The following is an 11,691-nucleotide window of genomic DNA, read 5'->3' as shown; positions in this document are numbered from 1 at the left end:
CTCACGGAATTGGGCGCAGCAGTTGCGGCAAGACAAAGGGGCCGTACCGCGCAAGTTCCGGGAAGCGTTGGATCAAGTGATTCCGGAGGCAGAAAAGTGGCTCTGCACCATTGAGAATACAACGGAACTTGTAAAGGAAGGGTATCTGTTGAAAGAGTCCAACCTTGTGAACCAATTCCAGGATCAAATTGGAGAATTGATCCCCCAAAAAGCCGTTGTTCATATGAGTTAGGGGAGAAAAAGATGTCGTCGAGCGGAATTCTAGTAGACTATCAAAATGAAATTGCAATTGTAAAACTCAATAATCCCAGTCGGGCCAATGCCCTTAGTCGCTTTTTGGTTGAAGATCTGGCTTATCATGTTGATATTTTAGCAAAGAATCAAACTCTTCGCGCAGTGGTATTCTCAGCAGGGGAGAGCAAGGCCTTTTGTGCCGGTGCTGATTTAAAAGAAAGACAAACGATGAACGAAATTGAAATTGTTTCCTATGTAGAGCTGTTAAGAGAAACGTTTCATCAGATTGCAGGACTGCCGATGCCTACCATCGCGGCAATTAAAGGATTGGCTCTAGGCGGGGGATGTGAGCTGGCTCTTGCTTGTGATTTGCGTGTCATGGAAGAGGATGCGTTAATTGGTCTAACGGAAGTTTCATGGGGAATTATCCCCGGGGCAGGGGGCACACAGCGGCTCTCCCAGCTTGTAGGAGTGGCGAAGGCAAAGGAACTGATTTTTACAGCCAGAAAATTACGTGCGGATGAGGCTGAAAAAATAGGCTTGATTGAACAGGTCTGTCACGTCGGTGAATCTGAAAAGAAAGCGCTTGAATTGGCTGGTGAGATTGCAAAAAATGCACCTGTCGCTGTTCGATTGTCAAAAGCAGCGATTCACAGTTATGAGGCTGATCATTTAGAAAATGGACTGAAAGCGGAATGGAGCTATTATCAACAAACGATTCCAACTCGAGATCGCTTAGAGGGATTAGCTGCATTTAGGGAAAAACGTTTACCGATCTATACAGGAGAATAATTATCCACTTAAACCAGGAGGGATTTACAATGACAGTTGAGACATTGAAAAAACAAAATCTTACGTTGGTAAAAGATAATGGGATTGCAGAAATTCATTTGCACGTAAACAAAACAAACGCTTACAGCCTAGACTTTTACAAAGAATTGAATGCAGCGATTGACGAGATTCGATTTGATCCCGAGATCAAGGCAGTTGTCTTGATGAGTGACATGCCGAAGTTCTTCTCCGCAGGAGCAGACATTAACTTTCTGAAAGAGGCAGAACCCCGCTTTAAGACTCAATTCTGCTTGTTCTGCAATGAAACATTGGACAAAATCGCCCGTTCTCCACAAATTTATATTGCCTGCCTGGAAGGTCATACGGTTGGCGGCGGTCTGGAAATGGCACTCGGTTGCGACCTTCGCTTCATGGGGGATCAAGCGGGTAAGATCGGTCTTCCCGAAATCACTCTTGGGGTATTGGCCGGAACGGGCGGAACCCAGCGTTTAGCTCGCTTGATTGGACATTCTCGAGCTTTGGATATGAACATTACGGGAGATACGCTTACCCCACAGGAAGCATTGGAAATCGGCTTGGTCAACAAAGTGTTCCCGCAAGAAGAAACTCGCGCCCGGACATTGGAATATGCAAGAAAGATTGCAAACAGTGCAACGTATGCTGCATCCAATATCAAGCTATCGATTATGAATGGCAAAGAGATGCCGCTAAATGTGGCCATCCGTTATGAAGGTGAGCTTCAGAACCTGCTGTTCCGTTCCGAAGACGCAAAAGAAGGACTCAGCGCTTTCCTGGAAAAACGTGAGCCAAATTGGAAGGGACTATAAGTTGAGAAACAATAGTTAATAATGCACCTAATACAGCAATATCGGTTCCAACAATCGATATTGCTGTATTTCCACTAGTTTTTCACAACTTACGTAAAGGTGATGATAAACAGATGGATTTGCGAGGTATCGGTTTACAATACAATGCTTCCACTAAGTTTATTGATGAAAATGTAAACAAAGGATTGGGAAGTAAAGTTGCGATTTATTATAAAGATGAAAAAATAACTTACAAACAGTTGCAAGATCAAGTCAATCAAGTGGGGAATGGATTGAAGCAACTGGATATTGGGCTCGAAAGTCGGGTTCTTCTAATGTGTTACGATACACCGGAGTTTATTGCTTCATTTTTCGGTTCAATAAAAATTGGAGCGGTTCCCATACCTGTGAATACGATGATGCAGCCCGCTGACTATGAATATTTTCTTAACAATAGTCGAGCGAAAGTATTGATTGTTCATGAAGACCTCTGGGCAAAAATCAGTCATTTAAGAAAGCGTTTTCTTTATCTTGAACATATCGTTGTTATTTCTCAACACGATAATCATTCTGACAATTCAATTAATTACAGGGAGTGGGTGGAGAGAGCAGATAGAGAATTGGACGCAGCGCGTACAAGCTATGACGACCCGGCTTTTTGGTTGTTCAGTTCAGGTTCTACGGGAAATCCAAAGGGTGTGATTCATTTACAACATGATATGGAATGTGCTTTGAATAACTATGCTAAAAAAGTTTTGAAGATGACCGAGAATGATATCACTTTTTCTGCTTCGAAACTTTTCTTCGCATACGGATTGGGGAATGGAATGTATTTTCCATTAGGAGCAGGGGGATCAACGATACTCATGCCAGAACGTCCCCTTCCGGAAAATGTCTTTGAAATAATTGAAAAATATAAACCTACTGTTTTTTTTGGAGTACCGACTTTGTATGGATCAATGATCAATTTTATGGAACGAAATGGGAAAACCTTTGATCTTTCGTCACTCAGAATTTGTGTTTCTGCAGGTGAAGCCCTTCCGGCTCCATATATCCGAAAATGGAAAGAACTGTTTAATCTGGATATATTAGATGGTATTGGATCAACAGAAGCACTTCATATTTTCTTATCCAATAGAATCGGAGATATTCGAGCAGGAAGTTCCGGTCAAGTGGTTCCTGGCTATGAAGCTAAAATTGCCAATGAACATGGCATCCCTCTTCCACCAAATGAAATAGGGGATTTATTAATCAAGGGAGATAGTGTTGCTCATGGTTATTGGAACCTCCATGAGGAGAATAAAAGAAAGTTCTATGGAGAATGGCTGTTCACGGGGGATAAATACTACGTAGATGAGGATGGATATTATTGGTATTGTGGTCGTTCAGACGATATGTTAAAGGTCGGCGGGATCTGGGTATCACCAATAGAGATCGAAAATTCTCTCCTGCAGCATGAAGCGGTCTTGGAAGTAGCTGTCATTGGTGAAACTAATGACCACAATCTTGTACAGCCAAAAGCTTATGTTGTTTTAAAACAGGGTGTCCATCCTTCTAAAGAACTGGAAATTGAATTGAAAGAGTTTGTGAAACGACAATTAGCTCCTTACAAATATCCTCGTATCATTGAATTTATCGATGAACTTCCAAAAACAGCGACAGGCAAGATTCAACGGTTTAAGCTCAGAGTGGGTTAAGTAAGGGGGATTGAGTCATGAGACGAAATGAATTCCAAATGCGTGTTAACTGGGGAGATACGGACAAGGCGGGAATCGTTTATTACCCTAATTACTTTAAATGGTTTGATATTGCCGGGCATCAATTTTTTAGAAGCATTGGGTTGCCACCCTCTGAGCTTGCTGTGTCCAAGCAAATTATTCTTCCTCTTCTGGATGTTCGGTGTACGTTTGAAAAACCGTTGTATTACGATGATATTATTACGATCAAAACAGTTGTTTCAGAAATTAGCAATAAAACAATCAAGTTAAATCACGAAGTGCATCGTGGCGACACCAGAACCGGTTACGGTTATGAGATTCGTGGATGGGTTCAGGAACTGGAAGGTAAAATATCAGCTGTTCCCATTCCTGAAGATGTTAAGAACATCCTTCGGGAAGATCGACTCGTTGAAAACAATCAAATCAATCCATGGTTAAGTGCTTAACTAACATCATCTTAAGGGGACAATCAACATCCCCAATGTTCACGGAGGTCATAAAATGAATTTTTACTGTGATGAAAAGGTATATGATATTACCATTGTCGGTGGCGGTCCAACCGGTCTTTTTACCGCATTCTATGGAGGTATGCGTCATTGCAGTGTGAAAATAATCGAAAGTATGCCGCAATTAGGTGGTCAATTGGCGGCCCTTTACCCTGAAAAATATATTTATGACGTGGCCGGATTCCCCAAGGTACGTGCTCAAGAATTGGTTGACTCGTTAAAAGAACAAGCGATGCAATTTGAACCGACAATCACCCTTGAAGAGCGTGTTTTGGATGTGCAAAAGTTGGAAGATAAATTTGAAGTAACAACGGACAAGGGCATTCACTACTCTAAGTCTATCATTATCACAGCAGGAGTAGGAGCTTTCGAGCCAAGACGTTTGGAACATCCTAAAGCAGCCAATTACGAAGGAAAAAATCTTCACTACTTTGTGAATGACTTAAATAGGTTCTCTAGTCAACGTGTTGCTGTTCTAGGCGGCGGAGATTCAGCTGTGGATTGGGCCTTAATGTTAGAACCAATTGCCAAAGAAGTGCATATCGTTCACCGCCGGGATAAGTTTCGCGCTCATGAACATAGCGTGGAAAACTTGATGAGTTCCAAGGTAAATGTCTTAACCCCGTATGAAATAAAAGATCTCATAGGGACAGAAGACGCGATCGAACAGTTGGTTATCTACAATAGCAACACACAAGAAGAAAAAGCGATTGAAGTGGATGCTGTGATCGTGAACTTTGGTTTCGTCTCCTCTTTGGGACCCATCAAGGAATGGGGCCTGGAATTGGAAAAAGGAAGCATTGTCGTGAACTCGAAGATGGAAACGAATATTCCAGGCATTTATGCAGCCGGGGATATTGCTACCTATCCGGGTAAAGTGAAATTGATTGCGGTCGGTTTCGGTGAAGCCCCAACAGCGGTAAATAACGCAAAAGCTTACATTGATCCTGAAGCTAAGGTACAACCGGGTCACAGCAGTTCTATGGATTTAAAAAAACCCAGCTTAATAGAGGCTTGAGTCAATGTCCTTATTAGACAGCTTTGTTGCCGTAGCTCCGTATATCAGCCAACTTATGTTGGAAGACTGCCATTTTTGTATTTCGGATACGGAAGAATTTATTGTCTCCATTCCCGGCAAACGGTTGAAAATGGCGATCCAAGTCGGAGATCCTATCAGGGAGGGGAGCTTGACTGGTGTCGCTCTTAAAGAAAAACGAAGAATCGTACGACCGGGGAATAAGGAACTCTACGGTGTTGCCCACAATGCTGTATGTCTGCCGCTGATTGAAAACGGCAAGGCGGTGGGTTGCATTTCCATCGGGATTTCAACAGAGAAGTATGATCAGATAGCTCAAGCTGCTCAAAGCCTTGCCGCCATGGTGGAACAAATTTCTGCGGGGGCTCAGTCGATTGCGGCCGCTTCCCAACAACTGGCGGCTGTTAACGAAAAAATGTCTGATTTGTCTTTTACAGTGAGAGATAAAATGGAAACGATCTCAGAGGTGACCCAGTTTGTTTCTCAGGTCGCTTCCCAGACCAATCTTCTGGGTTTGAATGCTTCCATTCAGGCTGCCCATGCAGGAGAACATGGAAAGGGATTTTCTGTGGTGGCGAGGGAAATTCGAAATTTAGCTGAGCGTTCCGGTGACTCCACTAAAAAAATAGATTTCCAGTTGAAGGAAATCCAATCCTTAGTTGTTTTGATGGTGGATAATATTCAAACATTGACGGGCTTCATCCAGGACAATGCCGCGGGAACGGAAGAGTTAGCGGCTTCGATCCAAGAATTGAATCACTTGGCTCAAACGTTATCAGATATGTCAGTGTTTCAGGAAAAATAGACGGTACCAGTAAACAGCACCTGAAGGTGCTGTTTACTTACTTATTTTAGGTTGACAGAAAATTTTTGAATCTTTATATTATGTATTATAAACGATAATTATAAAAACATAATAATAATATAGATCGGGAGGACAATCGATATGAAAAGTTATGAAACTATCGACTTTTATAAGCAGGAGGGCACAGCACGTCTAATATTGAAGAGGCCGCCGGTCAACGTGCTTACGATTCAAATGATGGAGGAAATCGTTGACGCTCTTGAATCGATACGAAAAGACAACAATTTGCATGCCCTGGCAATCAGTTCGGAGGGAAAAGCATTTTCTGCAGGAGTGGCTGTGGAAGATCATATGGGAGAAAAGGCGGAGCCGATGCTTCACCTGTTTCACAAGATGTTCCATCTCTTGGTCGAGCTCCCTTGTCCAACGATTGCGGTCGTCAACGGGGTGGCGCTTGGAGGAGGATTTGAGCTTGCTGCGTTTTGCGATCTTGTAATTGCTACGGAAAAGGCCAAATTTGGCCAACCGGAAATCAATCTGGCTCTTTTTCCACCTGTGTCGGCGGTGATTTTTCCGTGGTTGACCGGTTTCAACCGAACGATGGAATTGCTCTTGCTTGGTGAAACGATAGATGCCCGCAAGGCCTACGAGTGGGGGTTCGTGAACCGGATCGTATCCGAAGAGGATTTGGAAAAGAATGTTGGAGAAATCCTGGCTAATCTGCGAAGCAAAAGTACAGTGGCTCTCCGTTTGACTCGCAAAGCCGTTCGTGAAGCGATGGCATCTTCGTTTGCGGGATCAATCGGCAAGGTGGAGCAGATTTACTTCCGGGAGTTGATTCAAAGCGACGATGCACAAGAGGGCCTTCGTTCCTTCCTTGAAAAGCGGTCACCTGTCGGGAAAAATTCTTGAGATGGAGGAAAATCGAAGTGAAATCGGAAGCGACTCGTTATGAACTGATTGAAGTTGCGCAAGGCCGTCGCCATGCTGATATTTTCATAAAGGGCGGAACCGTAGTCAATGTCTATTCCGGGGAATTCCTGCAGCATAATGTGGCGATTTACAAAGATCGGATTGCTTATGTCGGAGAAAGTGAAGCTGCGATTGGTCCGGATACCAAATTAATCAATGCGGAAGGAAAGTATGTTTCGCCCGGTTTTATTGAACCTCACGCTCATCCTTGGGTTGTATACAACCCGATCAGTTTCGTCGGAAAAGTAGTCCCCCTTGGAACAACGACAACCGTCAACGATAATTTGTTTTTTTATTTGTATATGGGTGCCGAAGGTTTTAAAAACTTGTTGGAAGACTTGGAGCAGCTTCCGGGAAATCATTTCTGGCTGGCCCGTCTGGTCTCACAAGCGGATTTTCTCGGAGAAAGGGAATGGTTTAATCAACAAGATATTCGTGATTTCCTGGGACTTGAGCAAGTGTTGGGAACAGCGGAAGTGACTCGCTGGCCGCTTTTGTACAACGGTGATCCTTTCCTGATTGACACGGTGGAATATACTAAGGAAATTGGAAAAATATCGGACGGGCATACTGCAGGATGCTCGTATGACAAATTGAATTCGATCGTTGCAGCGGGAATTAGCGCTTGTCATGAAGCGATAACGACTAAAGAATCTTTGGATCGTTTGCGGTTGGGTATGTGGACGACATTGCGAAACAGTTCTCTTCGCCCGGATTTACCGGAAATCATTAAGATGATCACAGAGAAGAAAGTAACGACGAACCGAATCATGATGACGACTGATGGTCCTCATCCTGCATTTATTGAAGAGGAGGGGTTTGTGGACGGTTTGGTAAGAAAAGCGGTTGAACTGGGCTTATCACCAATGGAAGCCATCCAGATGGTAACGATCAATCCGGCCACCTTCTTCCATTTGGATGAGCATATTGGAGGAATTGCACCGGCTCGCCGTGCTGACATTCTTATATTGCCGGACTTAATACACTTCAGACCGGAATTGGTTATGGCGGGAGGAAAAGTGGCAGCCTCAAACGGAGAATTGAACATACCTCTTCCGGAAGTGAATTGGAACAAATATATGGTCAAGAAACCTTTTTCTATAGAAAAATCAGCCCTTGAGGATCCGGAATTGTATCGTCTTCCTCATTTCACTTCAAGTGAGCCTGTGCCGGTAATTAGTTTCCGCAGCACTGTCATCACACACAAAAAAGAGATCCAGTTTCCTGTTGTAAATGGATATGCGGATATTTCGAATCATTCCGGACTTATGTATGCTGCATTGATTGACAGGGAGGGAAGGTGGATTACAAGAGGGGTGCTGGAAAATTTCGCATCTGATCTTGACGGGATGGCCAGCACATACAACACAACAACCCAACTCCTTGTCATAGGAAGAGATTCTGAAGCGATGGCATTGGCTGCCTCACGGGTTCATGAAATGGGTGGGGGAATTGCCATTGTGCAACGAGGAGAAGTGATTTTGGAAATTCCTTTACCGTTAACAGGAATGATGACAACCGATCCTTCTTTTGCAAAAGCAGTAGAGTACCAAAATACGTTCTTATCAGTTATGAAGCAACACGGTTACCCATTCCATGATATTTTGTATACTTTGCTTTTTTTAACTTGTGACTTTCTTCCCGGTTTGCGATTGGTGCCCTTCGGTCTGTTGGATGTTAAGACAAATGAGATTCTTAGGCCTGCAACACCGCTCAGGTGATAAAGTTTGTTGTTTTGGTACTAGGTACTAATAATAAATGATATGATATGATGATAATAAATTTATGAGGTGGTTCTTTATGTATAAAGCGGTCATTAGCGGCATCGGTTCCTATGTACCAGAACAAAGGTTAAGCAATCGGGATCTCGAGCAAATGGTCGATACCTCGGACGAATGGATCATAACCAGAACGGGAATCTCTGAAAGACGCATTGCGGCTTCCTGGCAGGCAACTTCCGATTTGGCGTTTCAGGCTGCTGCCGCCGCATTGAAGGATGCAAACTTATCCCCGGAGGACATCGACTTACTGGTTGTCGCCACCGTAACCCCGGACCATATTTTTCCATCGGTTGCTTGTCAGCTTCAACACAGACTTGGCTGTCGGAATGTGGGAGCATTTGATGTGGGCGCTACGTGTGTAGGTTTTATCTCTGCTCTTAATATTGCCGAACAATTTTTGAAGAACGGGAGGCATCAACATATTCTGGTTGTTGGAGCCGATACGTTGTCAAGGATTACCGATTACACGGATCGATCCACCTGCATTCTGTTTGCGGACGGCGCAGGCGCATGGGTTGTATCTCGCAGTGAAATTTCAGATGAAAAAGGTATTATCCATTCATCTATCCATAGTGCAGGCGAGCATTTTGAACGATTATATGTTCCCGAAGGAGGCAGCCGTCACCCGGCTGGTAAAGAAACAAAAGCAAAAATCGTGATGGAAGGCAATAAAATCTTTAAACTGGCAGTCAACGCAATGTCACAGACAGTACAGGAAACCATGGAAACAACCGGGTACACAGCGGAAGACATAGACTGGTTAATCCCTCATCAGGCGAACCAGAGGATTCTCGAGGCGGTCGCCAAAAACCTCGATTTCGATCAAGAAAAAGTGATCAATACAATCAAATACTACGGAAACAACTCTTCTGCCACGATTCCATTAGCGATGGACACAGCAGTAAAAGACGGCAGGATTCGGCGGGGAGACACGATTATGCTCACCGCATTTGGCGGGGGCTTGGTTTGGGGATCACTGCTTTTCGAATATTGAATATGAAAAAACGAGAAATCTATAGAAATGAATGTGTAGAGATAGAAAAATTCTAAAATTAACTGAACAATAATATTGAAAATATTTAATAAATTCGTTATATTATGTATTGTAGACGATAGAAATAAAAAGATATTGAGGAGGCGAAAACCATGTCAACTGTTGCTCATGAGGTAAAAAGCAAGCAATATATCACTTTGAAAAAGGAAAACGGGATTGCGGAAAGGGGAATTGCAGAACATGTTGTTCCGTTCTGAAGATGCCAAGGAAGGATTAAGTGCGATCTTGGAAAAAGAACCCCTGTATGGAAAGGAATATAGGTGATTGGGTAACCATTTCTAACAGACATTTAATTGCGGTGGAAAGGTTGGTTGCTTATGAATTTTCGAGGAATTGGTGTTCCTTATAATGCTGCCAAACTATTTATCGATGACAACGTAGACAAGGGCCGGGGCAATAAAGTTGCCATCTATTATAAAGACCGGCAAATTCGTTACAAAGAACTGCAAGAAATGGTGAACAAAACCGGAAACGGATTGAAGCAATTACATGTAGAAATGGAAAACCGAGTACTCCTTCTCTGTCACGATTCCCCCGAGTTTATCGTTTCTTTTTACGGAGCTCTCAAAATCGGCGCCGTACCGATCCCGGTGAATACGATGATGCATTCGGACGATTATGAGTATTTCTTAAATAACAGCCGGGCTAAGGTCTTGATCGCGCATATCGATCTCTGGAACACGATCAGTCATTTAAAAGACAGATTTATCTACTTGCAATATGTTGTTTTGATCGATGAAAACGGTTTCGCGTCTAAAGACGAAGGTACTCTTGATTACCGGGAATGGATGTCGAGTGATTCGGTTGATCTGCATGCCGCTCTTACGGTTTCCGATGATCAGGCTTTTTGGCTGTTCAGTTCAGGAAGCACCGGAAATCCTAAGGGAGTGATTCACTTACACCATGATATGGAATTTGCAGTTAACTCTTACGCTAAAAAAGTTCTCAGAATGACCGAAGAGGATGTCACCTTCTCAGCGTCAAAGCTTTTCTTTGCCTATGGCTTGGGTAACGGTATGTATTTTCCCCTGGGATGTGGGGCGTCAACCGTATTGATGCCTGAGCGTCCCCTTCCGGAAAAAGTGTTTGAAACCATAGAAACATACAGGCCGACCATTTTCTTTGGCGTTCCCACTTTATATGGAACTATGATCGATTTTGCCGAACGTTGTGGGAGAAACTACGATTTATCCTCCCTTCGTATATGCGTCTCGGCTGGAGAAGCTCTGCCCGGCCCCATCCTGAAAAAGTGGAGGCAACTGTTTGACGTTGATATACTGGACGGGATTGGTTCCACCGAAGCTTTGCACATTTTTATATCCAATAACATTGGGGATATAAAAGAAGGAAGCTCAGGAAAAGTGGTGCCCGGTTATGAGGCGAAGATTGTAAATGAGCACGGGGTGGCTGTGTCAGCGAATGAAATAGGGGATCTTTTCATTAAAGGTGACAGCGTAGCTCATGGATATTGGAATCTGCACGAAGAAAACAAGAAAAAGTTTTACGGGGAATGGTTTCATACCGGGGACAAATATCTCATGGACGAGTCAGGGTATTTTTGGTATTGCGGCCGCTCAGACGACATGTTGAAGGTAGGTGGAATTTGGGTCTCTCCGATCGAGATCGAGAATTCATTACTGAAGCACCATGCTGTACTGGAAGCGGCCGTCGTGGGAGTCACGATTGAAAACAACCTGGTCCATCCAAAAGCATATATCGTAGTCAAGCAGGGGATAACCCCCTCTGACGGTTTGAAAAAAGAGTTGCAAGAGTTTGTAAAACAAGATTTGGCTGCCTACAAATATCCGCGTATGATTGAATTTGTAGACGAGCTTCCCAAAACGGCAACAGGAAAGATTCAACGTTTTAAATTGAGAAAAAGTTTAAGCAGTGTGCCTGCAAGTGTCTGAATAATAAATAAAATCGAGTTGTTTAACTCCATATAGTACTGCCCTTGCAAAAGCAATCTGTTTCACTTAACCTATAT

General features: G+C 43.5%; 10 protein-coding genes and 1 pseudogene. All 11 read left to right on the top strand.

What is annotated here, in order from left to right; all coding sequences use genetic code 11:
* A pseudogene (locus ACFO8Q_RS18870) lies at nucleotides 1–232 on the top strand (Phenylacetic acid catabolic protein); the annotation flags it as partial.
* Between the two features lie 11 nt (nucleotides 233–243).
* Nucleotides 244–1,026 (top strand): enoyl-CoA hydratase-related protein, encoded by a 783-nt coding sequence (locus ACFO8Q_RS18865; protein ID WP_380027913.1) that lies wholly within the window; start codon nucleotides 244–246, stop codon nucleotides 1,024–1,026.
* 29 nt (nucleotides 1,027–1,055) lie between these two features.
* Nucleotides 1,056–1,853: an enoyl-CoA hydratase/isomerase family protein gene (locus ACFO8Q_RS18860; RefSeq protein WP_380027911.1), complete on the top strand. Its 798-nt coding sequence runs from the start codon at nucleotides 1,056–1,058 to the stop codon at nucleotides 1,851–1,853.
* Nucleotides 1,854–1,966: 113 nt separating this feature from the next.
* On the top strand, nucleotides 1,967–3,529 hold the full coding sequence (locus ACFO8Q_RS18855) for a benzoate-CoA ligase family protein (protein WP_380027909.1): 1,563 nt from the start codon (nucleotides 1,967–1,969) through the stop codon (nucleotides 3,527–3,529).
* Between the two features lie 17 nt (nucleotides 3,530–3,546).
* Complete coding sequence (locus tag ACFO8Q_RS18850; protein ID WP_380027907.1) at nucleotides 3,547–3,996, top strand: acyl-CoA thioesterase; 450 nt, start codon at nucleotides 3,547–3,549, stop codon at nucleotides 3,994–3,996.
* A 55-nt stretch (nucleotides 3,997–4,051) separates the two neighbouring features.
* On the top strand, nucleotides 4,052–5,074 hold the full coding sequence (locus ACFO8Q_RS18845; protein ID WP_380027905.1) for an NAD(P)/FAD-dependent oxidoreductase: 1,023 nt from the start codon (nucleotides 4,052–4,054) through the stop codon (nucleotides 5,072–5,074).
* A 4-nt stretch (nucleotides 5,075–5,078) separates the two neighbouring features.
* The gene (locus ACFO8Q_RS18840) at nucleotides 5,079–5,897 is read left to right on the top strand and encodes a methyl-accepting chemotaxis protein (protein ID WP_380027903.1); all 819 of its coding nucleotides are present in this window, start codon (nucleotides 5,079–5,081) and stop codon (nucleotides 5,895–5,897) included.
* Between the two features lie 141 nt (nucleotides 5,898–6,038).
* Nucleotides 6,039–6,809, top strand: a complete 771-nt coding sequence (locus tag ACFO8Q_RS18835; RefSeq protein ID WP_380027901.1) for an enoyl-CoA hydratase/isomerase family protein — start codon at nucleotides 6,039–6,041, stop codon at nucleotides 6,807–6,809.
* Nucleotides 6,810–6,826: 17 nt separating this feature from the next.
* Nucleotides 6,827–8,590 carry an adenine deaminase C-terminal domain-containing protein gene (locus tag ACFO8Q_RS18830; protein WP_380027899.1) on the top strand — a complete coding sequence of 588 codons (1,764 nt, stop codon included), beginning with the start codon at nucleotides 6,827–6,829 and terminating at the stop codon, nucleotides 8,588–8,590.
* A 79-nt stretch (nucleotides 8,591–8,669) separates the two neighbouring features.
* On the top strand, nucleotides 8,670–9,644 hold the full coding sequence (locus ACFO8Q_RS18825) for a beta-ketoacyl-ACP synthase III (protein WP_380027897.1): 975 nt from the start codon (nucleotides 8,670–8,672) through the stop codon (nucleotides 9,642–9,644).
* A 377-nt stretch (nucleotides 9,645–10,021) separates the two neighbouring features.
* Complete coding sequence (locus ACFO8Q_RS18820; protein ID WP_380027895.1) at nucleotides 10,022–11,614, top strand: benzoate-CoA ligase family protein; 1,593 nt, start codon at nucleotides 10,022–10,024, stop codon at nucleotides 11,612–11,614.
* The last annotated feature ends 77 nt before the right edge of the window (nucleotides 11,615–11,691 follow it).

Origin of the sequence: Effusibacillus consociatus, from assembly GCF_042652925.1 — a bacterium.
Lineage (GTDB): Bacteria > Bacillota > Bacilli > Tumebacillales > Effusibacillaceae > Effusibacillus > Effusibacillus consociatus.
This window is presented reverse-complemented; position numbering and strand designations above follow the sequence as displayed.

Coding starts and splice junctions, on each gene's coding strand:
- ACFO8Q_RS18865 (WP_380027913.1), top strand. CDS start 244: ATGTCGTCGAGCGGAATTCTAGTAGACTATCAAAATGAAATTGCAATT.
- ACFO8Q_RS18860 (WP_380027911.1), top strand. CDS start 1,056: ATGACAGTTGAGACATTGAAAAAACAAAATCTTACGTTGGTAAAAGAT.
- ACFO8Q_RS18855 (WP_380027909.1), top strand. CDS start 1,967: ATGGATTTGCGAGGTATCGGTTTACAATACAATGCTTCCACTAAGTTT.
- ACFO8Q_RS18850 (WP_380027907.1), top strand. CDS start 3,547: ATGAGACGAAATGAATTCCAAATGCGTGTTAACTGGGGAGATACGGAC.
- ACFO8Q_RS18845 (WP_380027905.1), top strand. CDS start 4,052: ATGAATTTTTACTGTGATGAAAAGGTATATGATATTACCATTGTCGGT.
- ACFO8Q_RS18840 (WP_380027903.1), top strand. CDS start 5,079: ATGTCCTTATTAGACAGCTTTGTTGCCGTAGCTCCGTATATCAGCCAA.
- ACFO8Q_RS18835 (WP_380027901.1), top strand. CDS start 6,039: ATGAAAAGTTATGAAACTATCGACTTTTATAAGCAGGAGGGCACAGCA.
- ACFO8Q_RS18825 (WP_380027897.1), top strand. CDS start 8,670: ATGTATAAAGCGGTCATTAGCGGCATCGGTTCCTATGTACCAGAACAA.
- ACFO8Q_RS18820 (WP_380027895.1), top strand. CDS start 10,022: ATGAATTTTCGAGGAATTGGTGTTCCTTATAATGCTGCCAAACTATTT.